General features: G+C 48.7%; 43 protein-coding genes. 41 read left to right on the top strand and 2 right to left on the bottom strand.

Going from position 1 to position 25047, the window contains the following annotated elements; genetic code table 11:
• Positions 1-202: 202 nt before the first annotated feature.
• The 38 genes from rpsJ (at position 203) to QMG93_RS31890 (ending at position 21382) form a co-directional block, all read left to right on the top strand.
• The gene (rpsJ, locus tag QMG93_RS32075; RefSeq protein ID WP_006212922.1) at positions 203-511 is read left to right on the top strand and encodes a 30S ribosomal protein S10; all 309 of its coding nucleotides are present in this window, start codon (positions 203-205) and stop codon (positions 509-511) included.
• 54 nt (positions 512-565) lie between these two features.
• A complete protein-coding gene (gene rplC, locus QMG93_RS32070; RefSeq protein WP_036691417.1) occupies positions 566-1192 on the top strand; it encodes a 50S ribosomal protein L3 in 627 nt (208 codons plus the stop codon).
• Positions 1193-1216: 24 nt separating this feature from the next.
• A complete protein-coding gene (rplD, locus tag QMG93_RS32065) occupies positions 1217-1840 on the top strand; it encodes a 50S ribosomal protein L4 (RefSeq protein ID WP_036691415.1) in 624 nt (207 codons plus the stop codon).
• Entirely contained in the window at positions 1840-2136 is a 297-nt protein-coding gene (gene rplW, locus QMG93_RS32060) for a 50S ribosomal protein L23 (protein WP_010498877.1), read from the top strand. The genes rplD and rplW overlap by 1 nt, the downstream gene beginning before the upstream one ends.
• Before the next feature lie 26 nt (positions 2137-2162).
• A complete protein-coding gene (gene rplB, locus QMG93_RS32055; protein ID WP_010498874.1) occupies positions 2163-2993 on the top strand; it encodes a 50S ribosomal protein L2 in 831 nt (276 codons plus the stop codon).
• A 39-nt stretch (positions 2994-3032) separates the two neighbouring features.
• Positions 3033-3314, top strand: coding sequence for a 30S ribosomal protein S19 (gene rpsS, locus QMG93_RS32050; RefSeq protein ID WP_010498873.1), 282 nt, complete (start codon positions 3033-3035; stop codon positions 3312-3314).
• 45 nt (positions 3315-3359) lie between these two features.
• Positions 3360-3695 carry a 50S ribosomal protein L22 gene (rplV, locus tag QMG93_RS32045; protein ID WP_010498872.1) on the top strand — a complete coding sequence of 112 codons (336 nt, stop codon included), beginning with the start codon at positions 3360-3362 and terminating at the stop codon, positions 3693-3695.
• 13 nt (positions 3696-3708) lie between these two features.
• Positions 3709-4374 carry a 30S ribosomal protein S3 gene (rpsC, locus tag QMG93_RS32040; RefSeq protein ID WP_010498871.1) on the top strand — a complete coding sequence of 222 codons (666 nt, stop codon included), beginning with the start codon at positions 3709-3711 and terminating at the stop codon, positions 4372-4374.
• A 2-nt stretch (positions 4375-4376) separates the two neighbouring features.
• The gene (rplP, locus tag QMG93_RS32035; protein ID WP_054976000.1) at positions 4377-4811 is read left to right on the top strand and encodes a 50S ribosomal protein L16; all 435 of its coding nucleotides are present in this window, start codon (positions 4377-4379) and stop codon (positions 4809-4811) included.
• Positions 4801-5001: a 50S ribosomal protein L29 gene (rpmC, locus tag QMG93_RS32030; protein WP_013921153.1), complete on the top strand. Its 201-nt coding sequence runs from the start codon at positions 4801-4803 to the stop codon at positions 4999-5001. The genes rplP and rpmC overlap by 11 nt, the downstream gene beginning before the upstream one ends.
• Positions 5002-5025: 24 nt before the next feature.
• Positions 5026-5289, top strand: a complete 264-nt coding sequence (gene rpsQ, locus QMG93_RS32025; RefSeq protein ID WP_013921152.1) for a 30S ribosomal protein S17 — start codon at positions 5026-5028, stop codon at positions 5287-5289.
• Positions 5290-5330: 41 nt separating this feature from the next.
• Positions 5331-5699, top strand: a complete 369-nt coding sequence (gene rplN, locus QMG93_RS32020; protein WP_010498867.1) for a 50S ribosomal protein L14 — start codon at positions 5331-5333, stop codon at positions 5697-5699.
• 57 nt (positions 5700-5756) lie between these two features.
• Complete coding sequence (gene rplX, locus QMG93_RS32015) at positions 5757-6110, top strand: 50S ribosomal protein L24 (protein WP_081481723.1); 354 nt, start codon at positions 5757-5759, stop codon at positions 6108-6110.
• A gap of 32 nt (positions 6111-6142) precedes the next feature.
• Positions 6143-6685 (top strand): 50S ribosomal protein L5, encoded by a 543-nt coding sequence (rplE, locus tag QMG93_RS32010; RefSeq protein WP_281943813.1) that lies wholly within the window; start codon positions 6143-6145, stop codon positions 6683-6685.
• Positions 6686-6737: 52 nt separating this feature from the next.
• Positions 6738-6923 carry a type Z 30S ribosomal protein S14 gene (locus tag QMG93_RS32005; RefSeq protein ID WP_010498863.1) on the top strand — a complete coding sequence of 62 codons (186 nt, stop codon included), beginning with the start codon at positions 6738-6740 and terminating at the stop codon, positions 6921-6923.
• Positions 6924-6956: 33 nt separating this feature from the next.
• Positions 6957-7355, top strand: coding sequence for a 30S ribosomal protein S8 (rpsH, locus tag QMG93_RS32000; RefSeq protein WP_010498862.1), 399 nt, complete (start codon positions 6957-6959; stop codon positions 7353-7355).
• A 31-nt stretch (positions 7356-7386) separates the two neighbouring features.
• A complete protein-coding gene (rplF, locus tag QMG93_RS31995) occupies positions 7387-7929 on the top strand; it encodes a 50S ribosomal protein L6 (RefSeq protein WP_010498859.1) in 543 nt (180 codons plus the stop codon).
• A gap of 65 nt (positions 7930-7994) precedes the next feature.
• Complete coding sequence (gene rplR / locus QMG93_RS31990) at positions 7995-8363, top strand: 50S ribosomal protein L18 (RefSeq protein WP_281943809.1); 369 nt, start codon at positions 7995-7997, stop codon at positions 8361-8363.
• A gap of 29 nt (positions 8364-8392) precedes the next feature.
• Positions 8393-8890: a 30S ribosomal protein S5 gene (rpsE, locus tag QMG93_RS31985; RefSeq protein WP_010498854.1), complete on the top strand. Its 498-nt coding sequence runs from the start codon at positions 8393-8395 to the stop codon at positions 8888-8890.
• 10 nt (positions 8891-8900) lie between these two features.
• Positions 8901-9089 carry a 50S ribosomal protein L30 gene (gene rpmD, locus QMG93_RS31980; protein WP_010498853.1) on the top strand — a complete coding sequence of 63 codons (189 nt, stop codon included), beginning with the start codon at positions 8901-8903 and terminating at the stop codon, positions 9087-9089.
• Between the two features lie 33 nt (positions 9090-9122).
• Positions 9123-9563, top strand: coding sequence for a 50S ribosomal protein L15 (rplO, locus tag QMG93_RS31975; protein ID WP_010498851.1), 441 nt, complete (start codon positions 9123-9125; stop codon positions 9561-9563).
• Positions 9563-10864, top strand: a complete 1302-nt coding sequence (gene secY, locus QMG93_RS31970; RefSeq protein WP_281943805.1) for a preprotein translocase subunit SecY — start codon at positions 9563-9565, stop codon at positions 10862-10864. Before rplO ends, secY begins: the two co-directional genes overlap by 1 nt.
• An 84-nt stretch (positions 10865-10948) precedes the next feature.
• Complete coding sequence (locus tag QMG93_RS31965; protein ID WP_010498847.1) at positions 10949-11599, top strand: adenylate kinase; 651 nt, start codon at positions 10949-10951, stop codon at positions 11597-11599.
• Positions 11599-12351: a type I methionyl aminopeptidase gene (gene map / locus QMG93_RS31960; protein WP_281943803.1), complete on the top strand. Its 753-nt coding sequence runs from the start codon at positions 11599-11601 to the stop codon at positions 12349-12351. The genes QMG93_RS31965 and map overlap by 1 nt, the downstream gene beginning before the upstream one ends.
• A gap of 6 nt (positions 12352-12357) precedes the next feature.
• Positions 12358-12666, top strand: a complete 309-nt coding sequence (locus tag QMG93_RS31955; RefSeq protein ID WP_025851050.1) for a KOW domain-containing RNA-binding protein — start codon at positions 12358-12360, stop codon at positions 12664-12666.
• A 2-nt stretch (positions 12667-12668) separates the two neighbouring features.
• On the top strand, positions 12669-12887 hold the full coding sequence (gene infA, locus QMG93_RS31950; RefSeq protein ID WP_009676800.1) for a translation initiation factor IF-1: 219 nt from the start codon (positions 12669-12671) through the stop codon (positions 12885-12887).
• A gap of 121 nt (positions 12888-13008) precedes the next feature.
• The gene (gene rpmJ / locus QMG93_RS31945) at positions 13009-13122 is read left to right on the top strand and encodes a 50S ribosomal protein L36 (protein WP_003333770.1); all 114 of its coding nucleotides are present in this window, start codon (positions 13009-13011) and stop codon (positions 13120-13122) included.
• Between the two features lie 16 nt (positions 13123-13138).
• Complete coding sequence (gene rpsM, locus QMG93_RS31940; RefSeq protein WP_036691386.1) at positions 13139-13507, top strand: 30S ribosomal protein S13; 369 nt, start codon at positions 13139-13141, stop codon at positions 13505-13507.
• Between the two features lie 20 nt (positions 13508-13527).
• Complete coding sequence (gene rpsK, locus QMG93_RS31935) at positions 13528-13923, top strand: 30S ribosomal protein S11 (protein ID WP_010498836.1); 396 nt, start codon at positions 13528-13530, stop codon at positions 13921-13923.
• 126 nt (positions 13924-14049) lie between these two features.
• Entirely contained in the window at positions 14050-14994 is a 945-nt protein-coding gene (locus QMG93_RS31930; RefSeq protein ID WP_036691383.1) for a DNA-directed RNA polymerase subunit alpha, read from the top strand.
• A 49-nt stretch (positions 14995-15043) separates the two neighbouring features.
• Entirely contained in the window at positions 15044-15409 is a 366-nt protein-coding gene (gene rplQ, locus QMG93_RS31925) for a 50S ribosomal protein L17 (RefSeq protein ID WP_010498832.1), read from the top strand.
• A 102-nt stretch (positions 15410-15511) separates the two neighbouring features.
• Entirely contained in the window at positions 15512-16288 is a 777-nt protein-coding gene (gene truA, locus QMG93_RS31920) for a tRNA pseudouridine(38-40) synthase TruA (protein ID WP_281943789.1), read from the top strand.
• A gap of 156 nt (positions 16289-16444) precedes the next feature.
• Positions 16445-16882: a 50S ribosomal protein L13 gene (gene rplM / locus QMG93_RS31915; protein ID WP_025851074.1), complete on the top strand. Its 438-nt coding sequence runs from the start codon at positions 16445-16447 to the stop codon at positions 16880-16882.
• Positions 16883-16900: 18 nt separating this feature from the next.
• Positions 16901-17293 carry a 30S ribosomal protein S9 gene (gene rpsI / locus QMG93_RS31910; RefSeq protein ID WP_010498826.1) on the top strand — a complete coding sequence of 131 codons (393 nt, stop codon included), beginning with the start codon at positions 16901-16903 and terminating at the stop codon, positions 17291-17293.
• A gap of 199 nt (positions 17294-17492) precedes the next feature.
• Positions 17493-18185, top strand: a complete 693-nt coding sequence (locus tag QMG93_RS31905) for a phosphoadenylyl-sulfate reductase (protein ID WP_281943786.1) — start codon at positions 17493-17495, stop codon at positions 18183-18185.
• 30 nt (positions 18186-18215) lie between these two features.
• A complete protein-coding gene (sat, locus tag QMG93_RS31900) occupies positions 18216-19391 on the top strand; it encodes a sulfate adenylyltransferase (protein ID WP_281943784.1) in 1176 nt (391 codons plus the stop codon).
• 69 nt (positions 19392-19460) lie between these two features.
• Positions 19461-20216, top strand: a complete 756-nt coding sequence (gene cwlD, locus QMG93_RS31895) for an N-acetylmuramoyl-L-alanine amidase CwlD (protein WP_281943782.1) — start codon at positions 19461-19463, stop codon at positions 20214-20216.
• A gap of 59 nt (positions 20217-20275) precedes the next feature.
• Positions 20276-21382, top strand: a complete 1107-nt coding sequence (locus QMG93_RS31890; RefSeq protein ID WP_281943780.1) for an Mrp/NBP35 family ATP-binding protein — start codon at positions 20276-20278, stop codon at positions 21380-21382.
• Positions 21383-21415: 33 nt separating this feature from the next.
• Here the strand turns inward: QMG93_RS31890 and gerD are convergent, their stop codons facing one another.
• Positions 21416-22111 carry a spore germination lipoprotein GerD gene (gene gerD, locus QMG93_RS31885; protein WP_281943778.1) on the bottom strand — a complete coding sequence of 232 codons (696 nt, stop codon included), beginning with the start codon at positions 22109-22111 and terminating at the stop codon, positions 21416-21418.
• Positions 22112-22246: 135 nt separating this feature from the next.
• Between gerD and QMG93_RS31880 the strand changes: the two genes are divergently transcribed.
• The gene (locus tag QMG93_RS31880) at positions 22247-22843 is read left to right on the top strand and encodes a KinB-signaling pathway activation protein (RefSeq protein ID WP_281943776.1); all 597 of its coding nucleotides are present in this window, start codon (positions 22247-22249) and stop codon (positions 22841-22843) included.
• 34 nt (positions 22844-22877) lie between these two features.
• Here the strand turns inward: QMG93_RS31880 and pdaB are convergent, their stop codons facing one another.
• Positions 22878-23663, bottom strand: a complete 786-nt coding sequence (gene pdaB / locus QMG93_RS31875) for a polysaccharide deacetylase family sporulation protein PdaB (RefSeq protein WP_281943775.1) — start codon at positions 23661-23663, stop codon at positions 22878-22880.
• Positions 23664-23761: 98 nt separating this feature from the next.
• On the opposite strand from pdaB, the gene QMG93_RS31870 reads away from it, so the two are divergent.
• Positions 23762-24373 (top strand): stage II sporulation protein M, encoded by a 612-nt coding sequence (locus tag QMG93_RS31870; RefSeq protein WP_281943773.1) that lies wholly within the window; start codon positions 23762-23764, stop codon positions 24371-24373.
• Between the two features lie 188 nt (positions 24374-24561).
• Positions 24562-24780, top strand: coding sequence for a hypothetical protein (locus QMG93_RS31865; protein ID WP_025851086.1), 219 nt, complete (start codon positions 24562-24564; stop codon positions 24778-24780).
• Positions 24781-25047: the final 267 nt, after the last annotated feature.

Raw genomic sequence — 25047 nt, 5'->3', positions numbered from 1 at the left:
GTTTTTAATTTTTTTAGGCAAATGTCGAATTTTTTCTTGCTTTTTGGTTCCGCATTTAATATAATAGTGAACGTTGGTCTGTGACGTTGCGATGATGTGAGAGGTTGCTGACACACCCGGCCCCTTTGCCATAGGGACGGCGTCAGGAGATTTTCACGGAGTATGTCCGATACTAAATTGGGCGATAGAAGGAGGGAATACTATGGCAAAGCAAAAGATTCGTATTCGTTTGAAGGCTTATGATCACAGAGTGCTGGATCAATCCGCAGAGAAGATCGTGGAAACAGCCAAACGTTCCGGTGCAGGAGTGTCTGGTCCGATTCCGCTTCCAACTGAGAAGCAAATCATCACGATTCTGCGTGCGGTTCACAAGTACAAAGATTCGCGTGAGCAATTCGAAATGCGCACACATAAGCGTTTGATCGATATCGTTAATCCGACGCCGCAAACCGTTGATGCGCTGATGCGTCTGGATCTGCCGTCCGGTGTGGATATCGAAATCAAACTGTAATATACGGTTGTGGATAAATAAGCGACAAGCAAGAGAGGAAAAGAGGTGTCAACGATGACAAAAGGTATCTTAGGTAAAAAGCTTGGGATGACTCAAGTATTTACGCCAGAAGGATTGGTTGTACCGGTAACTGTAATCCAAGCAGGTCCTTGCACAGTGCTGCAGAAGAAGGATTCGGAGAACGACGGTTACGAAGCCATCCAAATCGGTTTTGCCGATAAGAAAGAAAAGAACGCGAACAAACCTGAGTTGGGCCATGCGAAAAAAGCAGGCGCAACGCCTAAGCGCTACGTTAAGGAGTTTCGCGGCGTTCAGATTTCCGAGTATGAAGTTGGCCAAGAAATCAAAGCCGACGTATTCTCCGAAGGTGAATTCGTTGATGTAACAGGAACTTCCAAGGGTAAAGGATTCCAAGGCGTTATCAAAAGACATAACCAATCTACTGGTCCGATGGCTCACGGTTCCCGTTACCACCGCGGTCCGGGTTCGATGGGTTCCATCCAAGCTAACCGTGTTCCTAAAGGTAAGAAATTGCCGGGTCACATGGGTACGGAAACCGTTACGATTCAAAAGCTCGAAGTTGTGAAAGTAGACGTTGAACGCAACGTTCTTCTGATCAAAGGCTCCATTCCGGGTCCTAAAAACAGCTTCGTTTCGATAAAGTCTTCGGTGAAGAAGTAAGAAAGACGGAAAGGAGGATAACAAATGCCAAAAGTAGCAGTGTTTAACGTTAGTGGTGCCCAAGTAGGCGAAGTGGAACTCGCGGATAGCGTGTTCGGAATCGAGCCGCACGTTCATGTATTGAATGAAGCGGTATTGATGCAGCGTGCGTCCCTTCGTGCAGGTACGCATAAAACGAAAGGTCGTTCCGAAGTTCGTGGCGGTGGCCGTAAACCGTGGAAACAAAAAGGCACAGGCCGTGCTCGTCAAGGTAGTATTCGCTCTCCGCAATGGAAAGGCGGCGGTACCGTTTTTGGTCCGACACCTCGCAGCTATGCCTACAAACTGCCTAAGAAAGTTCGTCGTCTGGCGATCAAATCCGCGTTGTCTTCCAAGGTGAAGGCGAGCGAAATTATCGTGCTTGACCAATTGCAATTGGCTCAACCGAAAACAAAAGAATTTGCAGCGATTTTGAATAACCTCAAAGTGGATCGTAAAGCTTTGGTTGTGACGGCTGCGTATGACGAGAACGTAGCATTGTCTGCACGTAACATCCCTGGCGTGAAGTTTGTTGCTGCCGAAGGAATCAACGTCCTTGATGTTATGGTTTACGACAAGCTGATCATTACGAAGGATGCCGTGCAAAAGGTAGAGGAGGTGTTTGCGTAATGAAAAACCCTCGCGATATTATTAAGCGCCCGGTCATTACCGAACGTTCCAGCGAAATGATGGCGGAAAAGAAATATGTGTTCGAAGTGGACATCCGTTCGAATAAAACGGAAGTCAAACAAGCGATCGAGCAAATCTTCAAAGTAAAAGTAACGAACGTGAATACGCTCAGAATGCCGGCGAAGCCGAAGCGTTATGGCCGCTATTCCGGATATACGTCCGAATGGAAAAAAGCGATCGTCACTTTAAGCGCAGACAGCAAAGAACTGGAGTTCTTTGAAAACTCGCAAGTTTAATTTTTTGAAGTAAGGAGGGAATCCACGTGCCAATTAAAAAATATAAACCAACCTCTCCTGCAAGACGTGCGATGTCGGTTTCTACTTTTGAAGAAATCACAACATCCACACCGGAGAAATCGCTTTTGGCTCCTTTGAGCAAAAAAGCGGGTCGGAACAACCAAGGTAAAATTACGGTTCGTCATCAAGGCGGCGGACACAAACGTAAATACCGCATCATCGATTTTAAACGGAACAAAGATGGAATACCTGGTCGCGTTGCTACAATCGAGTACGACCCGAACCGTTCCGCTAACATCGCATTGATCCACTACGTGGATGGCGAGAAGCGCTACATCATCGCTCCGAAAGGCTTGAAAGTGGGCGATCAAATCGTATCCGGTCCGAATGCCGACATCAAAATCGGTAACGCACTTCCTCTGGAAAACATTCCGGTGGGTACGGTTATCCACAATATCGAGCTGAAGCCTGGCAAAGGCGGACAATTGGTTCGCGCAGCCGGTACGGAAGCTCAATTGCTCGGTAAAGAAGAGCAATATGTAACGGTTCGTTTGTCTTCCGGCGAAATGAGAAAAATCCTCAAAGTTTGCCGCGCGACAATCGGATCCGTAGGTAACGAAGATTACGAACTCGTGAAGATCGGTAAAGCCGGCCGTTCCCGTTGGTTGGGTCAAAGACCGGAAGTTCGCGGTTCCGTAATGAACCCGAACGATCACCCGCACGGTGGTGGTGAAGGTCGCTCCCCGATCGGACGCAAATCCCCGATGTCTCCTTGGGGCAAACCGACGCTCGGATACAAAACGCGGAAGAAGAACAAAGCTTCCAATCAATATATTGTACGTCGCCGCACGAAGTAATTACTTTTTCGGTTCGGTTAAAGAAGGGAGGAACGAAACATGGGTCGCAGTTTGAAAAAAGGGCCTTTCGTAGATGGCTACCTTTTGAAGAAAGTCGAAGGCATGAACGTTGAGGGCGCGAAGAGGCAAGTGATCAAAACTTGGTCTCGCCGCTCCACGATTTTCCCGCAATTCATCGGTCACACGTTCGGTGTGTATGACGGCAGAAAGCATGTTCCGGTATACGTAACGGAAGATATGGTCGGACATAAACTCGGTGAGTTTGCACCAACCCGTACTTACAAAGGACACGATGACGACAAGAAGACGGGTAAACGCTAGGTTCGGAACCTACAGATCAGTTTGTGAATGAGAGGAGGTACATCCATGCAACAAGCTAAAGCTATTGTAAGATACGTTCGCATTGCTCCGCGCAAAGCGCAACTCGTTGTTGACTTGATTCGCGGCAAGCAAGTGGGCGAAGCGATCGCAATCCTGCGTCACACGCCGAAGGCAGCTTCCCCGATCGTTGAGAAATTGCTCAATTCGGCTATTGCCAACGCGGAGCATAACTACTCCATGGATCCTAACAGTCTGGTGGTTTCGCAAGTATTTGTGGACCAAGGCCCGACTTTGAAAAGATTCCGCCCTCGTGCGATGGGTCGCGCGAGCCGCATCAATAAACGTACCAGCCACATTACATTAGTGGTATCTGAGAAATAAGGAGGGACAACGTGTGGGTCAAAAAGTAAACCCGGTAGGACTTCGCATCGGTATTATCCGTGATTGGGAATCCAAATGGTACGCCGGCAAAGATTTCGGCGACTTGCTGATGGAAGACGTAAAAATCCGTGAATATTTGAAACAAAAGTTGAAAGAGTCTGCCGTTTCCCGCATTGAAATCGAACGTGCCGCTAATCGCGTGAACGTGACGATTCATACGGCGAAGCCAGGCATGGTTATCGGTAAAGGCGGTTCCGAGGTTGAAGTGATTCGCGGTTACCTGACTAAGCTGACGAACGGCAAAAAAGTACACATCAACATCTCTGAAGTGAAACATCCAGAGCTGGACGCAATCTTGGTTGCAGAAAGCATTGCACAACAATTGGAGCGTCGCGTATCGTTCCGTCGTGCATTGAAACAATCGATTCAAAGAACGATGAGATCCGGTGCAAAAGGGATTAAGACATCGGTTAGCGGTCGTCTGGGCGGAGCGGAAATCGCCAGAACGGAAGGTTACAGCGAGGGTACGGTTCCTCTTCATACATTGCGTGCGGACATCGACTACGGTACGGCAGAAGCTCACACCACTTACGGTCGGATCGGCGTAAAAGTATGGATCTATCGTGGCGAAGTTCTTCCAACGGCTAAGAAAAAGGCTGCTACGGAAGGAGGCAACTAATCATGTTAGTTCCTAAACGTGTGAAACACCGCAAAGAGCACCGCGGCAATATGCGCGGTCGCGCTAAAGGCGGTACGGAAGTTCATTTCGGTGAATACGGCTTGCAAGCGATGGAGCCGGCTTGGGTAACCAACCGTCAAATCGAAGCTGCCCGTATTGCAATGACTCGTTACATCAAGCGGGGCGGTAAAGTTTGGATCAAGATTTTCCCTTCCAAACCGATCACCCAAAAGCCGCTTGAAGTTCGGATGGGTAGCGGTAAAGGTAACGTAGAAAAATGGGTTGCTGTCGTTAAGCCAGGCAAAGTTATGTTCGAACTTGCCGGCGTAAGCGAAGAAATCGCCCGTGAAGCTATGCGTCTCGCCTCTCACAAGCTGCCGATCAAAACGAAGTTTGTGAAAAGAGAAGAAGTAGGTGGTGAAGCAAATGAAAGCTAGTGAATTTCGCAACTTAACCACTGCTGAGATCGAACAAAAGATTGCCGGATTTAAAGAGCAGCTCTTTAACCTCCGTTTTCAACTGGCTACAGGTCAACTGGATAATCCCGTACAAATTCAAAAAGTCCGCAAAGAGATTGCCCGGGCAAAGACTGTTTTGCGTGAAAGAGAATTGGGAATCACTAGTTAATGAATGAGAGAGGAGGATCTCAGAATGGCTGAACGCAACGAGCGTAAAACGCAGCTGGGTAAAGTCGTAAGCGACAAAATGGACAAAACCATCGTTGTGGCTGTAGAAACCTACAAAAAACACGACTTGTACCACAAACGCATTAAATATACGAAGAAATTCAAAGCTCATGACGAAAACAACGAAGCGAAAATCGGCGATGTTGTGAAAATCATGGAAACTCGTCCGCTTTCCAAAGACAAGCGTTGGAGACTGGTCGAAGTCGTAGAAAAAGCGGTTATCGTTTAATATAAGCATCGGGCATCAATTCCGGAAGGAGGGAATACACAATGATTCAACCTTTTACTCGTTTGAACGTAGCTGACAACTCTGGTGCGAAGCAACTGATGTGTATCCGCGTGTTGGGTGGTACGGGTCGTCGTACGGCTAACATCGGTGATCTGATCATTTGCTCCGTGAAAGAAGCAACACCAGGTGGCGTTGTCAAAAAGGGCGACGTTGTTAAAGCAGTAGTCGTGCGTACGAGACGCGGTGCTCGCCGTAAGGACGGATCCTACATCAGCTTTGACGAGAACGCAGCCGTAGTTGTAAAAGAAGATAAGAGCCCGCGCGGCACACGTATCTTCGGACCGGTTGCTCGCGAACTTCGCGACAGAGACTTCATGAAGATCGTTTCTCTGGCTCCGGAAGTTATCTAATAAACCAGCTGCTTACGAAGTCGGCTTTCATAGGAAAGTTTGTAGGAGGTGTACACAGTGCCAAAACAACCGAAGAAACTCGAGTCTCACAACAATAAATTGCACGTGAAAAAAGACGATACGGTTTTTGTTATCACGGGTAAAGACAAAGGGAAGAAAGGCCGCGTTATCGCAGCTTTCCCTCGTGAAAACCGTGTGTTGGTCGAAGGCGTGAACATGATCAAGAAGCATTCGAAGCCTTCCCAACAAAATCCGCAAGGCGGCATTATCACGCAAGAAGCTCCGATCCACGCATCCAACGTGATGCTGGTAGATCCGAAGAGCGGCCAACCTACTCGCGTAGGTTACAAAGTGCTGGACAACGGCAAGAAAGTTCGCGTTGCGAAAAAATCCGGCGAAGTTATCGACTAATCGTATAAGTAAGAAAGGAGGTACACGGATTCATGGCTGCAAGAATGAAAGATCGCTTTTTGAACGAAATTACGCCTGGCCTGATGCAGAAATTCAACTACACCACGGTGATGCAGGTTCCGAAAATTGAAAAAGTGGTTATCAACATGGGTGTTGGTGAGGCAGTTGCTAACTCCAAAGTGCTCGATACCGCTGTTAACGATCTGCAGTTGATCTCCGGACAAAAGCCGGTTATCACCAGAGCGAAAAAATCGATCGCAGGCTTCAAGCTGCGTGAAAATATGCCGATCGGTGTGAAAGTTACGCTTCGCGGCGAGCGTATGTATCACTTCTTGGATAAATTGTTCAACGTTGCTCTTCCTCGCGTACGCGACTTCCGCGGCGTTTCCACCAAGGCTTTTGACGGCCGCGGTAACTACACGCTCGGTTTGAAAGAACAACTCATCTTCCCAGAGGTTGAGTACGATAAAGTGGATAAAGTGCGCGGTATGGATATCGTTATCGTCACAACGGCTAAAACGGACGAAGAGTCCCGCGAATTGTTGGCTCAATTGGGCATGCCGTTTTCCAAATAACATGCTTACGAAGCAAGTTTTCCTAATGGAGACTTTGGAGGTGTAAACTGAAGTGGCAAAAACTTCGATGAAGATTAAGCAGCAGCGTCCTCCGAAATTCAAGGTGCAGGCTTACACACGCTGCGAACGCTGCGGTCGCCCGCATTCCGTACTACGGAAATTCAAAATTTGCAGAATTTGCTTCCGCGAATTGGCATACAAAGGCCAGATTCCTGGCGTGAAGAAAGCAAGCTGGTAAACTTTAAGCTCTCGGGAAGGAGGTTCACAACACATGGTTATGTCCGATCCAATTGCAGATATGCTTACACGCATCCGCAACGCTAACGTCGTTCGTCATGAAACTGTCGAAATTCCGGCTTCGAAGGTCAAAAGAGAAATCGCTGAGATCCTCAAGAAGGAAGGCTTCATTCGTGACGCTGAATATATCGAAGACAGCAAGCAAGGCATCATCCGCTTGTTCCTGAAATACGGCCCTAACAATGAGCGCGTTATTACAGGACTCAAAAGAATCAGCAAACCGGGCCTTCGCGTTTACGCGAAAAGCCAAGAAGTGCCTCGCGTACTTGGCGGTTTGGGAATCGCAATTCTGTCCACGTCCAAAGGCGTGATGACGGATAAAGAAGCTCGTCAATCCAAAGCTGGCGGAGAGGTAATCTGCTACGTTTGGTAATCTAGATTTTGAATGAACGGAGGTGCACAACATGTCCCGTATTGGTCGCAAACCGATCACGATCCCAAGCGGAGTAAACGTGACTATTGACAATACACTCATTACGGTAAAAGGTCCGAAAGGCACTTTGAGCCGTGAATTGCATAGAGATATGAAGATCAGCGTTGAGGACAATGTTCTGACCGTAGAACGTCCTTCCGACAATAAATTGCACCGCTCTCTGCATGGTACGACCCGCAGTGTCGTACAAAACATGGTTAGCGGAGTAACTGATGGTTTTGCTAAATCTCTCGATCTCGTCGGCGTAGGTTACCGTGCGAACAAATCCGGCAACAAGCTGGTTCTGAACGTCGGTTACTCCCACCCGGTTGAAATCGAGCCGGAGAACGGTATCGAGTTCGAAGTTCCTTCCAACACTAAGATCATCGTTAAAGGGATCGACAAAGAGTTGGTTGGAGCAACAGCAGCAAAAGTTCGTTCCGTTCGTGAGCCTGAGCCGTACAAAGGCAAAGGTATTAAATACGAAGGCGAGCGTATCCTTCGCAAAGAAGGTAAAGCCGGTAAGAAGAAATAAGGCTGCTTAAGCTGATCGCATAATCCGAACTTCGGATGATCCAACTCGAAAGGAGTGAACCTCGAATGATTACCAAAGGCGATAAAAACAAAGCGCGTTTGAAAAGACATCTTCGCGTTCGTAAGAAAATTCAAGGAACGGCAGAACGTCCTCGTCTGAACATTTTCCGTTCCGCTAAGCATATGTACGCACAACTGATCGACGACGTTAAAGGCGTAACGATCGCAGCGGCTTCTACGCAGGACAAAGAGCTCAAAGAAGGGCTCGGAAACGGTGGTAACGCAGAAGCAGCTTCGAAAGTAGGCGCTCTGATCGCTGAGCGTGCGAAAAAAGCAGGTGTCGTGAAAGTCGTTTTCGACCGCGGCGGTTACCTGTACCATGGACGTGTTAAAGCACTTGCAGACGCTGCTCGTGAAGCAGGTCTTGAATTCTAATCCAAATCATCAATAAGGAGGTAAAGGACTTGCGTATTGATCCCAATACATTAGAACTGACTGAAAAAGTCGTTCATATTAACCGCGTAGCTAAAGTCGTAAAGGGCGGTCGCCGTTTCAGCTTTAGCGCGCTCGTGGTTGTGGGCGACGGCAAAGGTTGGGTAGGCGCGGGAATCGGTAAAGCTTCCGAGGTACCAGATGCGATTCGCAAAGGTATCGAAGATGCGAAGAAAAACCTGATTCACGTTCCTATCGTCGGAACGACAATTCCTCACATGGTGATCGGACATTTCGGCGCAGGACGCGTACTGCTTAAGCCTGCTTCGAAAGGTACCGGAGTTATCGCCGGCGGCCCGGTTCGTGCGGTTCTTGAACTGGCAGGCGTAGGCGACATTCTGACGAAGTCCCTCGGGTCTTCGAACTCCATCAACATGGTTAACGCTACTCTGGAAGGCTTACAGCGCCTGAAGCGTGCGGAAGAGGTTGCTAAGCTTCGCGGTAAAACCGTAGAAGAACTCTTAGGTTAGGAGGGATACCATGGCTAAGCAACTGCAAATTACCCTCAAGCGCAGCCTGATCGGTCGTCCTGAAACTCAGCGTCGTACGGTTACGGCTCTCGGACTTCGCAAATTGCATCAATCCGTTACACAACAAGACAATGCTGCAATCCGCGGCATGGTTAACCAAGTAAGCCACTTGGTCGAAGTTAAAGAAATTGAAGCTTAAGGTTTTAACATATAGCTAGAGGAGGTGCAAACGATGAAATTGCATGAGCTTTCTTCCGCTCCAGGTTCCCGCGATACGCGCAAGCGTGTAGGTCGTGGTATCGGTAGTGGGATGGGTAAAACAGCTACTCGCGGTCACAAAGGTCAAAACGCCCGTTCCGGCGGCGGTGTCCGTCCGGGCTTCGAAGGCGGTCAGAACCCGCTTTATCGTCGCTTGCCAAAACGTGGATTTAACAACAGATTCCGTACGGAATATGCGGTTATCAACGTAGAGGATTTGAACAAGTTTGCAGCAGGTACGGAAGTAACTCCTGAAGTTCTTTTGGAATCCGGCATCGTGAAAAACCCTAAAGACGGCATCAAAATCTTGGGTAACGGTGAAATCACGGTTCAGCTGAACGTTAAGGCTAGCAAGTTCTCCCAATCTGCGGTAGAGAAAATCCAGGCTGCCGGCGGTAAAACCGAGGTGATTTAATGTTTCGTACCATATCCAATATTATGAAAGTAGACGATCTGAGGAGACGGATCCTTTTCACCCTTCTGGTGCTGATCGTCTACAGAATTGGTGCTTTTATTCCGGTACCTAACATCAACACAGACATTCTCAAGCTTCAAGACCAAGCTAACGCAGGTGGTGTATTCGGCTTGCTGAATACATTCTCCGGCGGCGCGTTGTTCCAATTCTCCATCTTCGCGATGGGGATTATGCCGTATATCACGGCATCCATCATCGTGCAGCTTCTTTCCATGGATGTCATTCCGACATTCACGCAATGGGCTAAAGAAGGAGAAGTCGGCAGAAAGAAGTTAAGCCAGATTACCCGTTACGGGACCATTGTGCTGGGAATTGTGCAAGCCTTTGGTCTGGCGATCGGATTTAACCGTCTATATGCCGGTCTTGTGATCAATCCGAACTTTACGACGTATGCGTTGATCGCGATCGTGCTTACGGCTGGGACTGCTTTTCTGATGTGGTTAGGGGAACAAATCACCGAAAATGGCATTGGAAATGGTATTTCCATTATCATCTTCGCAGGGATTGTCGCGGCAATCCCGACTGGCATCAGACAAATATACCAAACGCAATTTGCAGATGCAGGCGGCGCGCTCTTCCTTAACATCTTGAAGGTCGTTATTATTGCCGTCGTGGTCATTGCTTTGATCGCCGGTGTGATTTTCGTCCAGCAGGGCGTTCGTAAAATTCCGGTGCAGTATGCAAAACGAGTGGTAGGCCGTAAAATGTTCGGAGGACAGTCGACGCACATTCCGCTTAAAGTGAATGCGGCGGGCGTCATTCCGGTCATCTTCTCGCTTTCGTTGTTGATGTTTCCTCCGACGATCGCTAGCTTCTGGAGAGGCAACGCGGTGGCGGAGTGGATTATCACCAACTTGAACTACACGCATCCGCTCGGTATGGTGCTGTACGTTTTGTTGATCATCGGCTTCACGTATTTCTACACGTTTGTACAGATGAATCCTGTGCAAATGGCGGATCAGATGAAGAAAAACGGTGGATATGTTCCAGGCATCCGTCCCGGCAAAACGACTTCGGTCTACCTGACGCGAGTCATGAGCCGAATTACATTGTCCGGTGCGTTCTTCTTGGCTGCCATCTCGATCCTTCCTATGATTATCGGTTCTGTAGCTGGACTGCCGAACTCGGTTACCATTGGCGGAACGTCTTTGCTGATCGTTATCGGTGTAGGACTTGAGACGATGAAACAAATCGAGAGCCAACTGATCAAACGCCACTACAAAGGCTTCATTAATAAATAGCAAATAGGTACTGATAGTGAGCTTTTAGCTATCGGCACCTATTGTGCTGTTAGTATCGATAGATGCCAGTGGGGAGGAAGTCTGATGAACGTCATCTTTATGGGGCCCCCGGGTGCAGGAAAAGGTACTCAGGCGGAACGAATCGTTGATGAGTTTCAAATTCCGCATATTTCTACGGGAGACGCCTTTCGGCTGGCGATGAAGCAGGAAACGCCGCTCGGGCTCGAAGCGAAGAAGTATGTGGATCAAGGTTTGCTCGTACCGGATGAAATTACGATCGGGATCGTTCGCGAACGCCTTCAGCAGCCGGACTGCAGCAAAGGCTTTTTGCTGGACGGTTTTCCAAGAACCATCTCCCAAGCCGAAGCTTTGGATGAGATTGCGGCATCGCTGGGTAAAACCATCGAGCACGTGATCAATCTGAAAGTAGATCGGGATTTGCTGCTTGCCCGTTTGACAGGTCGCCGGATCTGTAAATCCTGCGGTGCTACGTATCATGTCTTGTTTAACCCTCCTGCACGTGAGCATGTTTGCGACAAATGTTCTGGTGAGTTGTATCAACGTTCGGATGACACCGAAGAAAAAGTAGGGACTCGTTTGGACGAGTATACCAATAAAACCGCTCCGCTTTTGGAGTATTATCGTAACAAGGGAATATTGCGTGAGGTTAACGGTGAGCAAGAGATTAATACGGTTACTGCACAAATCAGTTCACAATTGCGGGGGCTTGCGTAATGATCATCTGTAAGTCAGCTGCTGAATTGGAATTGATGCGGGAGGCGGGACGGATTGTCGCCGAAACGCATCGGGTGCTGCGGCAAGCCATTCAGCCCGATATTACAACGAAACAGCTCGACCAGATCGCAGAAGATTTTATTCGCAGTCAGGGCGCAATTCCGTCTTTTAAAGGCTACAATGGTTTTCCTGGCAGTATTTGCGCTTCGGTCAACGACGAACTGGTTCACGGCATACCCAGTCAACGAAAGCTTAAAGACGGTGACATCATCAGTATCGACATCGGTGCAGAGTACAAAGGATATCATGGAGATTCCGCATGGACCTACGGTGTTGGCGAGATTTCCGATACGGCCCGCAAGCTGCTCGAAGTAACCGAAAGGTCGCTTTATGCAGGACTTGCCGAAGCCAAGCCGGACGCCAGACTGTACACGATATCCCACGCCATTCAAAAAGTGATTGAAGATGAAGGTTTTTCGGTTGTTCGGGAATACGTAGGACATGGCATCGGAACGAAGCTCCACGAGGAGCCGCAGATTCCGAACTACGGCATTCCAGGGCGCGGTCCGCGGCTGAAGCCCGGTATGGTACTTGCAATCGAGCCGATGGTCAACGTGGGGGAAAGTTATGTGAAGACCCTCGCAGACAATTGGACGGTTGTGACGGTGGATGGCACACTGTGCGCGCATTTTGAGCATACCATAGCGATTACGCCGGACGGCTACGAGATTTTTACGCTGCCCGGTAAGTAAAGCACGATGGCAACATCGAACATGCCCCAGATCGGACAAATCGTAAGGGTGAATCGGGGACGGGAATCCGGATCGTACGCTGTCATAATCGGCGTCGTAGACCAACGGTACGTGTGGATTGCAGACGGCGGAAAACGGAAATCAGACGCACCCAAAAAGAAAAACGTGATTCATCTTGAGCTTCTGCCGGCGATCAGCAGCGAAGTGGCTGATAGTATTATGACTACCGGTCGAGTCACCAACGGAAAGCTGCGGTTTGCATTGACGAAGTATGCGGACCATGAATCAGCGAAAGCGCAAGAGAAAGGAGAATGACTGTGGCCAAAGAAGATGTGATTGAAGTTGAAGGTACAGTGATTGAACCTCTTCCGAATGCAATGTTTAAGGTTGAACTGGAGAACGGTCATAAGATACTTGCTCACGTATCCGGTAAAATCAGAATGCACTTTATCCGGATCCTGCCCGGCGATAAAGTGACGGTCGAGCTCTCGCCCTATGATTTGACCAGAGGCCGTATAACCTATCGTTTTAAATAAATGTACGAAGTCAGTTTTCTCACAAAGCTCAGCTAACGCTTACGAAGTAAGTTTTCTCTTGAAAACTAAGCAACGCTTACGAAGAAAGTTTTCTATCGAAAACTCTTAGGAGGTTAACACCATGAAGGTTAGACCGTCGGTCAAGCCGATTTGCGAAAAATGCAAAGTCATTCGCCGCAAAGGGAACGTTATGGTAATCTGCGAAAATCCGAAACACAAACAAAAACAAGGTTAAGGAGGTGCTGTGTTAAATGGCACGTATTGCTGGTGTAGACTTGCCTCGTGACAAACGAGTAGTAATCGCGCTGACCTACATTTTCGGGATCGGTAACACGACTGCTCAGAAAATCGTCGCTCAAACCGGTATCAATGCCGATACTCGCGTTCGCGATTTGACGGAAGACGAAGTGAGCAAAATCCGCGACGTCATCGACAAAACGCTGAAAGTGGAAGGCGACCTGCGTCGTGAAATCTCGCTGAACATTAAGCGCCTGATCGAGATCGGCTGCTATCGTGGCGTTCGTCACCGCCGCGGCCTGCCTGTTCGCGGTCAACGTACTAAAACAAATGCTCGTACGCGCAAAGGTCCTCGTCGTACGGTAGCTAATAAGAAAAAATAGTAAAGGGGGGTAACCTTTAAATGGCTAAACCTAAAAAAGTCGTTCGTACAAAACGTCGTGATCGGAAAAATATCGACTCCGGAGTGGCTCATATCCGCTCTACGTTCAACAACACTATCGTAACCATTACCGACCCGCACGGGAATGCAATCTCCTGGGCAAGCGCCGGTAACCTCGGCTTCAAAGGCTCGCGTAAAAGCACTCCGTTTGCTGCGCAAATGGCTGCCGAATCTGCGGCAAAAGCTGCTATGGAGCATGGCATGAGAGCAGTTGAGGTTATGGTTAAAGGACCGGGTGCAGGTCGCGAAGCTGCGATTCGTTCGCTGCAAGCTGCAGGTTTGGAAGTTAACCTGATTAAAGACGTTACACCGATTCCTCACAACGGTTGCCGTCCTCCGAAACGTCGTCGTGTCTAATTAGGATTGCTAAGCCAGGCGGTATAAATTTCCAAAAGTTGTGAATACTATTTGGATAGGCATACTGCGCGTTTATACGTCTTAAGTTATCCAAAGGGAAACGACGTTTTGAAGGAGGGTGTAACCATGATCGAAATCGAAAAGCCGAAAATAGAAACCGTATCATTGAGCGAAGACGGCACCTACGGCAAGTTTGTCGTAGAGCCATTGGAACGAGGCTACGGAACGACTCTTGGGAACTCGCTTCGCAGAATTTTGCTTTCGTCTTTGCCGGGCGCCGCTGTGACGTCCGTGCAAATCGACGGCGTGCTGCATGAGTTCTCCACCATTCCGGGTGTCATGGAAGATGTTACGGAGATTATCCTGAACCTGAAAGGGCTATCGCTCAAGATTCACTCCGATGAGGAGAAAGTGCTCGAGATTGATGCCGAAGGTGAAGGGGCTGTTGTGGCTGGCGATATTCGCGGCGATAGCGATGTGGAAATCTTAAACCCGGATTTGCACATTGCTACGCTGTCCTCCGATGCAAGGCTGCATATGAGAATTCATGCGAGCCGCGGCCGGGGATACGTATCGGCAGACAAGAACAAAAAAGAGGATCAGCCGATCGGCGTGATTCCGATCGATTCGATCTACACTCCGATTACTCGTGTCAATTATAGCGTAGAAAACACTCGCGTCGGTCAAGTTACCAACTATGATAAGTTGACCCTTGAAGTTTGGACGGATGGAAGCATCCGCCCGGAAGAAGCCGTAAGCTTGGGCGCCAAAATTTTGACGGAGCATTTGATGCTGTTCGTCGGTCTGACCGACGAAGCCAAGGACGCCGAGATTATGGTGGAGAAGGAAGAGGACAAGAAGGAGAAAGTTCTGGAGATGACTATCGAAGAACTCGATCTCTCGGTTCGTTCCTACAACTGCCTGAAGCGCGCCGGCATCAATACGGTGCAGGAATTGATTACGAAAACGGAAGAAGACATGATGAAGGTCCGCAACTTGGGTCGCAAATCTCTGGAGGAAGTTCAAGAGAAGCTCGAAGAGCTTGGTCTTGGCCTGAGAATGGAAGATTAAGTCTTAAGTCGCGCACCTCTGACCAATCAAGCAGAAGGAGGTTGCTCACATGGCATACCAAAAGTTGGGTCGTGACTCCAGCGCGCGTAAAGCTTTGTTTCGCGATCTGGTAACCGACTTGTTCATACATGAGCGCATTCAAACGACGGAAGCGAAAGCCAAAGAACTTCGTTCCATCGCAGAAAAATTGATCACCTTGGCAAAACGTGGTGACTTGCATGCACGTCGGCAAGTAGCTTCCTTCGTTCGTCGCGAAGCGGCAAACGAAAACCAAGATGCGATTCAAAAGCTTTTCTCCGATCTGGCTCCTCGCTACGCTGAGCGTCAAGGCGGCTATACCCGCATTTTGAAGCTCGGACCTCGTCGCGGCGATGCTGCTCCAATGGTTTACTTGGAGCTTGTAGACCGGGCTTAAGAGAAAAAGGATGGGAAAGGGTGGACGGGATCTTACGATTCTGATGAAACCCTTTTTTTTGTAGGATCGAAAATTTCGTTTTTCCAAGCACGGAGGACTGCCGTGAGAAACATCTGCATGACGGTATCCTATAACGGGGCGAGCTACCATGGCTTCCAGACGCAGCCTCAGAAGATTACGATTCAGCAGCAGCTGGAGCAGGCTTTGTGTCAGCTCACCCTCGAGGAGATCAAAGTGACGGCTTCGGGGCGGACCGATGCGGGGGTTCATGCGAGGGGACAGGTCTTCAATTTTCAGACCGGTTCCCAAATCCCCATCGAACGCTGGTGCATGGCGATGAACTCACGATTGCCGGATGATATTGTGGTATGGGATGCTATGGTGGTGCCGGATGATTTTCATGCCCGAAGGTCTGCTAAGCGCAAGACGTACCGATATACGATGCGATGCGGGAAATATCCGGATCTGTTTAAGCAGCAGACGGAGTTTCACCATCCGACTTCCCTTGATATAACGGCCATGCAGGACGCGCTGAGCTGCTTCGTTGGCGAGCACGACTTCACTTCGTTTTGTTCGAGCCGATCGTCGGCGGATAGCCATGTTCGGACGATCTTCGAAGCTCGCTTGGAGTGCGAACCGATGGAGCCGCACTTGCAGTCCTATGCTATCCACATTTATTTGACTGGCAGCGGGTTCTTATATAATATGGTGCGTATCATTGTAGGTACCTTGATTGAGGTTGGCGAAGGGAAGCGGAGCTCGTCTAGTATTCGCGACGTCTTGGCGGCGAAAGACAGGGCTATGGCAGGCCCGACGGCAATGGCGCACGGGCTTATGTTGTGGGAAGTTTTTTATGGAAAAGATGCGCTAAATGCTTGATTACTGCACGCCAATGTAGTAAAATAACAAATGGTGTTTCTTATGACTGGCTACCCCACGGCCCCGGGTCAATGAAACGGCCAACCAACTTGTTTTAACCTATAACCATGACTATGAATGACCTGTGATGAAGATAGATTTAGGAGGAACATTAACATGCGTACCACATATATGGCGAAGCCTAATGAAGTTGAACGCAAATGGTACATCATCGATGCTACCGACAAGACGCTCGGACGTCTGGCCAGCGAAGCGGCAAGCATTCTGCGCGGCAAACATAAGCCTCAATTTACTCCGCATGTAGACACTGGCGATTTCGTTGTCGTCATCAATGCTGAGAAAATTGTTTTGACAGGTAAAAAACTGCAAAACAAAATGTACTATCGTCACTCCCTGCATCCGGGCGGTCTGAAAGTGACTTCGGCTCAAGATATGCTGAACAACAAGCCTGAGCGTATGTTGGAACTGGCGATTCACGGTATGCTTCCGAAAAACCGCTTGGGCAACCGCCTGAAAACGAAGCTTAAAGTGTATGCAGGTTCGGAACATCCGCATCAAGCACAACAACCTGAAGTTTGGGAACTTCGCGGTTAATAAAGGGAGGATTGTCTTGTGGCACAAGTACAATATTATGGCACCGGTCGTCGTAAGCATTCGGTAGCACGTGTACGTTTGGTACCGGGCGAAGGCCGTATCGTTATTAATAAACGCGAGCTGGACGAATACTTTGGTCTAGAAACGCTGAAATTGATCGTAAAACAACCGCTGAACCTGACTGAAACATTGTCCAAGTACGATGTATTGGTTCTGGCTCATGGCGGCGGGATCTCCGGACAAGCCGGCGCGATCCGTCACGGGATTTCCCGCGCTCTGCTGAAAGCAGATCCGGAATTCCGCGGCGCCCTGAAAAAAGCGGGCTTCCTGACTCGTGACCCGCGGATGAAAGAGCGTAAAAAGTACGGCTTGAAAGCTGCTCGTCGCGCTCCTCAATTCTCCAAACGTTAATATCGACTCAACGAACCTTTCCGATTCACGTCGGAAAGGTTTTTTTATTTTCACCAAACAGCCCGGAAAACAATAAAATAAGGCAGAAGCCTAGACAAAATTTTAAATTGACAAAAAGGGTCCATCGTTTATAATAAAACTAAATAAAATAAAACACATAACTATACTCGGAATTAAACTGACGGAGGTGCGTAAAATCATGAATTTATTCGAAAAAGAAGAGTTAATCCGCCAAGCTGCGGAGGATTTTGAAGCTCAAAGCCCGGAGGCACTTTTATCCTGGGCGGTAGAAAGATTCCCCAATATCACTTTAGCCTGTAGTTTTGGAGCAGAGGACGTCGTATTGGTCGATCTGCTTCAGAAAATTAGTCCCAAAACGGATATCTTTTATCTGGATACGAACGTGCATTTTCAGGAAACCTATGAAACCCGCGACCGCCTGCAGCAGCACTACGGAGTCCAATTCGTTCAAGTGCTCCCGAAGCTGACGCTGGAGGAGCAGACACAGCAGTTTGGCGAAGAACTGTGGAAGAGTGCTCCGAACCAATGCTGTAACATCCGCAAAGTCGATCCGTTAACGGATATTCTCAAGAATTACGATGCTTGGATCACAGGAATTCGCCGTGACCAAGCGCCGACACGCGCCAATTCCAAGAAGGTCGAGTACGACGTCAAGTTCGGTCTTGTCAAATTCAATCCGCTCGCCGACTGGACATCGGAAGACGTATGGAATTATATTCGAAGCAACAACATTATTTACAACCCGCTTCATGATCGAAACTACCCAAGTATCGGCTGTGAGCATTGTACTCGTCAGGTAGCGGCGGGTGAGGACCCGAGAGCGGGCCGTTGGGCCGGCTTCGAGAAGACGGAATGCGGACTTCATAAATAAGCAAAGAGGGCATTAGGAGGAGCAATAGCGATGGGAGAAACCATTCGACCGCATGGCGGAACGCTCATTAATCGGGTGATTGAGGGCGAGAAAAGAACAAGTCTGCTGGAACATGCCGCGACGTTATATCCGCTTAAGATTGACGCCTGGACGATCTCCGATCTCGATTTGATCGGTGTCGGCGCTTTTTCGCCGCTTACTGGTTTTTTGGGCGAACAGGATTATCATTCGGTTGTGGAACGTATGCGCTTGAAAGACGGAACGGTCTGGAGCATTCCGATTACGTTAGCCGTCGAGCCGCAGACCGCCAATGAGCTTGCCATCGGACAGGAAGTAGCGCTTATAGGGGCGCAAGATGGCATCGTCTACGGCATTATTGAGGTCCAAAGCATTTATCATGTCGACCAGCACAAAGAAGCGCTGAACGTGTTTAAAACCGACGACGAAGCGCATCCCGGCGTCCAGAAGCTGTTCTCTAGGCCATCTACCTATGTGGGCGGGCCGATCCAGGTATTAAACCGTCCGAAGCCGGATAAATTCGAGGAGTTTTACTATGACCCGGCCGTTACACGGCGGCTTTTTTCCGAAAAGGGCTGGAAGACCGTAGTCGGCTTTCAAACGCGGAATCCGGTTCACCGGGCGCACGAATATATTCAAAAAAGTGCTATGGAGATCGTCGATGCGCTCTTTTTGAATCCGCTCGTGGGCGAGACCAAGTCGGACGATATTTCAGCGGACGTCCGGATGCGCAGCTACTTGGTTTTGCTGGAAAATTACTATCCGAAGGAACGCGTATTTTTGGGCGTATTCCCAGCGGCGATGCGCTATGCCGGGCCGCGTGAAGCGATCTTCCATGCCATGGTCCGGAAAAATTACGGCTGCACGCATTTTATTGTAGGGCGCGATCATGCGGGCGTGGGCGACTATTACGGAACGTATGAAGCGCAGGAGATCTTCGGCAATTTCACCCCCGAAGAGCTTGGGATCACGCCGCTGTTCTTCGAGCACAGCTTCTTTTGCACCAAATGCGGTAACATGGCCTCCAGCAAGACGTGTCCACATAGCAAAGAGGACCATTTACATCTGTCCGGAACAAAGGTTCGTGCGCTGCTGCGTGACGGCCAATGTCCGCCGCCTCAGTTCACACGGCCGGAAGTGGCGGAAGTGTTGATCGAAGGTATGAAAGAACCTGAATATCAGGTATAAGCAAGGTATATTTGTCCACCTCGTCCCATAAGATGAAAGAGAGTCTAGGGATGTGAGGTGGATTTTTTCATGTTCGGAAAAAGAAAGAGGGTCGTCGTTTGGCTGACCATGCATAGCGGGATCAAAATCGTTATGTCAGCCTTGTTGGTGGCGCTCATGCTGTTTATGTTCACGTACGAGCTCCCATCCACCAAAACATGGACATATTGGACGATGCCGTTGTCCGGTAAAATCATCGCATTGGATGCCGGGCATGGCGGGCCGGACGGAGGTGCTCGAAGTAAGGACGGGCTGGAGGAGAAGGATGTCAATTTGGCGATTGCCTTGCACCTTCGGGATTATTTGCAGCAGTCGGGAGCATTGGTGGTTATGACCCGGGAGGACGACCGGGACCTAGCCTCTCCGGAAACGAAAGGGTACAGTAAACGCAAGACCGAAGATCTGCTGAAACGGGCTGAGTTTGTTACCAAGCAAAAGTCCAATCTATTCGTCAGCATCCATCTGAACAGCATTCCGTCCCCTCGCTGGTCGGGTGCACAGACGTTTTTTTATCCGAATCATGCCGACAATTCGACCTTGGCAACATTGATTCAGGAGGAAATAAAAAGAAATTTGAAAAATACGGATCGGGTCGCGAAGCAGGCCGACAAAGAAATCTATTTGCTTAAAGCGATGACGATTCCAAGCGCTCTCGTCGAAGTCGGATTTTTATCCAATCCGGGGGAAGCTCAGCTCCTTCGAGATCCGTCTTATCAGAAAAAGATAGCGACTTCCATTTATCAAGGTATTCTCCGGTACTACTCGGGTGAAAAAGTGGGCTTCTGATGATTTTGTGGTATAATATACCGCAGTAGAATTTAAACTTGGATCGCCGAGGTGACATCGTGCTAACCAAAGAACAATTGCTGGCTTCCGTAAGCATGCTGAAGGATCTGGAATTCAGCTTAAGCTTAACCGATTTAAATTTTATCCGCGATATCATGATCAAAGAACAGCATGTGTCGGCTACCGTATTGCTGTCCAGTGATAACGAATCGTACAAGCAGCAACTGCAAAATCAGGTTGCTGAGGCGTTCAAGCAAGCGGGCGCGACCGACGTTCACCTGCGCTTTCGGTTGCTATCCGAATTCGAGCGCAACGAAGCGGCGCGTAAGGCTCAAGAATCCGCTTCTGTTCGTGATAAAAGCGAACAACCTTCCGAGCCTTCCGTCAACGTGCTTGACCCCCAATCGGGAGTGCGCTTCATTGCCATCGCGAGCGGAAAAGGCGGCGTCGGGAAATCGACAGTCACTGTCAACTTGGCCGTAGCGTTAGCAAGATTAGGGAAAAAAGTCGGCTTGGTCGATGCCGACATTTACGGATTTAGCGTTCCCGACATGATGGGAATCGAAGAACGGCCGCAGCTCGTGGACAACCGTATTATTCCGGTTGAGCGGTTCGGCGTTAAAGTGATTTCCATGGGCTTTTTTGTCGAAGAAAATACGCCGGTCATTTGGCGCGGTCCGATGCTGGGGAAAATGCTCCGCAACTTCTTCAACGAAGTGGAGTGGGGCGAGCTTGACTACATTTTGCTGGATCTGCCCCCGGGGACGGGAGATGTGGCCCTTGACGTCCATCAGATGATTCCGCACAGCAAAGAAATTATCGTTACCACGCCTCATGCCACAGCCGCTTTTGTGGCGGCCCGGGCCGGAGCGATGGCCATCCATACGGAGCATGAGATTATCGGTGTCGTCGAAAATATGTCGTACTACGCCTGTGGCAAATGCGGCAATAAGGAATATGTGTTCGGCCGCGGAGGAGGCGGCAAGCTGGCTGAGGAGCTGCATACGAAGCTGCTGGCGCAAATTCCTCTGGGCGTTCCGGAAAACCATGTGGCCGAACCGGATTATTCTCCTTCGGTTTACAAAGCCGATACCGAAACAGGGCTCATTTACCGCGATATGGCGGAGCAAGTTATTCAACAGCTAGAGGAAAAAGGATCGGCCTGATGAGGCCGATCCTTCTTTTTATAAGGTGGATGCTTAACCTCCACCTCCGCCTCCTCCGCCACCTTGCTTAGATCCGCCGCCTTGCTTTCCTTTTCCTCCTCCTTGTTTCTGCCCCTTGCCTTCGCCGCCTTTTCCTTTTTGTCCTTCTTCCTTCGCTTTCGGCATCGATTCTTCTTGCAGCACCTTCTTCATTAGATCCATCATTTCCAAGCGGAAAATTGGACTTTGGAGCGATTCCTGAATAACAGCTTTCGTTTGAGTGCGGTAGGCGTTTCCTTTCATTGTATCCAGCAGCATCATTTCAAAATCCGGGCTTTTCATCGCGTCCATCATGGCTTTTTGATATTCCGGGTCCTTTAATAAATCTTTTTGAAGCTGCTTGGTGTCTTTTTGAATGGCTTTTGCGAATTGGCCGGCGAATTTCGGGTCGCTAATCATTTTCTGCAGAAACTGGTTGCTCTGCGTATCGGTAAGCACATCTTTTACCGCCAGCTGCAGCTGCTGCGTATCGCCGGCAGATAATAATTGGAGCTTGCTGTTCTCATGTATGGTAGCCTCTTGGATGGCTTTCCGCCCGTCTTTGGTCTTCAAAATATCGAGAACCATCGACTTGGTGTCTTTGTAAGTATTCCCGCCACCGGCGGATGAAGCTTTAGATTCGGAACCGCAGGAAGTTAAGAAGCCGAGGATTAGGACGGCGGGTAAAAAACGAATCCATCGCGCTATCATCAGTTCGGGCTCCTTTCATTGTTTTGCCGTTAGTATTTGTTTCGCTCCCGGGGATTAACACAATTGTTGTTAGCTTTTTATTGTGAAGGTTGGTACAATTAACTGTTGAAATGACTTATTGGGGGTATAGCGGTCGTGACGTTAAGAAAATGGTTTTATTTATTTTGGACCACGCTGCTGATCGGTGCGGTGACGGCCGTTATTGCCGGGCTTGTACTACAATTGACGGACCAACAGGTTGAGCTCGGCGGAAAACAAATCGGCTTCAGCATGATCACGATGATCCTTGGCGGGGCTACGATCAGTGTGTTGAGCCAGATGGGCTTTTTCGCTTATTTGATTGTCCGGTATATCATAGGCGGTATTCTTCGGAAATGGGCTTGGGATATCGTTCAAGTGATCATTACGGTGATCGTTTTGTTCGATCTGATCTATTTGCGATATGCGAGCAGTGAGCAGCAAATGAGCTGGGGAGTGTATATGATCCTTCCGCTTTCGCTCATTATCGTGTCGATCGGCGTAGCTTGGTGGAAAGTAAAAATGACGAATCGAAGCGCCGCTATTCCGACATTGTTTTTTATGATCGCGGTCACGGCGATCGAGGCGATTCCTTCGCTGCGGCTCGACAATGCGGCTTCTACAATCTTTATGATGGTTCCGCTGTACTTGTGCAATGCTTGGCAAATTTTGATCCTCAGCAAAGTGCTCAACACAAATAAAGAGCCGGTGTAACGGCTCTTGCTGTTTTTTCGTATGAAGAAGCGGGTTAACGTACAGGCTTCATGGTTTGATCTTCGACAGGCGGTTGATTGCCAACCTTCGTTTGCTTCATTAATTGACTGACGGTCACGAACTCGTAACCTTTTTCGCGTAATTTGTCGATAATAACGGGGAGCGCTTCGTGAGTTTGCTTAACGGAGTCGCTGGCATGAAATAGAACGATGTCGCCGGGATGCGCTTTTGCCAAGACGCGGTTGATGATCGTGTCGACTCCTTTATTCATCCAATCCTGGGAATCCGTATCCCACTGAATGACCGTATAACGCAGCTCGTTCGCGATCCGCAGCACGCGTTTGTCAAAATCGCCGTTAGGAAGCCGCAGCAGGTTCGGATTTGTGCCGGTAACTTCTTGAATGATCTGGTGAGCCGTCTTAATTTGGGCGCGAACTTCCTCGTCGCTCAAGCTGCTGTAGTTCACGTGCTTATGTCCGTGACTGCCGATTTCCCACCCGCCTTTAACAATTTTGCTCACGATGTCGGGATGGCTTTTGGTCCAAGGGGAAGATAAGAAGAAAGTTGCGTTTCGAATCCCCTTATTTTCCAAAATTTGAAGGATCGGCTCTGTTCGCGTATCCCCCCAGCTGATATCGAAGGTGAGAGCGATCAGCTTTCTTTCCGTGGGAATGCTGTAGACCGCAGCGGGCTCGTATTGGGAGAAGACCGAAACATTTTCCCTTTCCGAATAAATGATGCCGATGGCGAACAGGACAGCAACGGTAATAATTAGCGCTTGTTTGAGCTTTTTGCCGTTCATGACATAAAAATAATTCACTGGCTAGGCCTCCTTTGCCCATCTCGTCCGGAAAGGCTTGTATTAGTAGATATGTATGCTCGTACCCTTATCTTATGCTTAAAAGGAGGGACTTCTCTTTGAATTGGAAAAACGCATTTATGCAAATGAAGCTGATGAAACATTACTTTATTGCATCCACCTTGGTATTTATCGCGGGTATCGTAATGGGCGCTCTGTATTCCAGTCAGTTTCATGCGTTCATCAATGGCCAGCTCGATGCGTTAAAACAAATCTCGGATTCCATTGCAAGCAAGCCGAATCAGCAATGGTCATTATTTTGGCTCATCTTTTGGAATAATGCTTCCAAATCGTTATTGATCATTGCCTTAGGATTGTTTTTCGGGGTATTCCCGCTGTTCTTTCTTCTTGCCAACGGCTTGCTGCTTGGCTACGTATGTATGGTATCGGCCCAGAAGCAATCTTGGCTGTATGTGATCAAAACAATCCTTCCCCACGGGATCCTGGAGATTCCGGCGATTATCGTGGCCTGTGCCTTCGGGTTGCGATTGGGTGTAATGGTACTGAAGATGCTGCTTTCCGCGCTTAGTCCGACCCGTTCCGTCAAGACAAGAGAACAGTTTCTGCTGTTTGTCAAAGCGCTGCTGCCTGTCAGTGTCATGCTTGTAGCCGTACTGTTCGTAGCTGCGTTAATCGAAAGTACAATAACCTTATGGCTGGCCCGCGGATAAAAATAAATGAAAAGCAAACTCATAAAAATGCCCAAAACTGTGCATAACAGTAAAACACAAGACGGTTTTGGCGATATAAAGAGGTATGCAGACAAAGCGCCGATCTTTCTTGGTTTGGATTCGATACGCTAACGCTGCATATCTTTTTTGCATTTGCGCACTTCATTTTGGAAAGGGGCCACATCGGCATGCTTGGCTTTTTGTTTAATGAACGGGAATGCAGAGAACTGGATTACGTCCTGCGCAAGGAACTGGATGAAATGCTCTTCGACTTAAATGACAAGAGAATCGATGCGGACATTAAAACAGCAATTGAATCGCGGTACAAAGTCATTTTCCGCATGTATGCCCGCCTCGCCTCGCCCAAAGAAATCTCGAAATACGCAAGAAACCGGATGTACCATTAAAATAAATTGAAAAAATCACTTGACTTCAGGTGCGATCATATGATATTTTATTACTCGTTCTCCTTTTGCAAGCAAGCAGCTTCACCTCTGGAAACAAAAAGAAATAAAAAAAAGCTTGCTTTTCGATAGGCGAATGTGATATATTATAAAAGTCGCCGCTAAACGAGGTGACAACAAAAAACAAAAGCTGCAAAGCATAACAACGCAGCGTTTGTTGAAAGAAATTGCCCTTTGAAAACTGAACATTGAGTGAGTGTCATAAAGAGG

The sequence above is a fragment of the Paenibacillus tyrphae genome (assembly GCF_027925525.1).
GTDB classification, from domain to species: Bacteria; Bacillota; Bacilli; order Paenibacillales; family NBRC-103111; genus Paenibacillus_G; species Paenibacillus_G tyrfis_B.
This window is presented reverse-complemented; position numbering and strand designations above follow the sequence as displayed.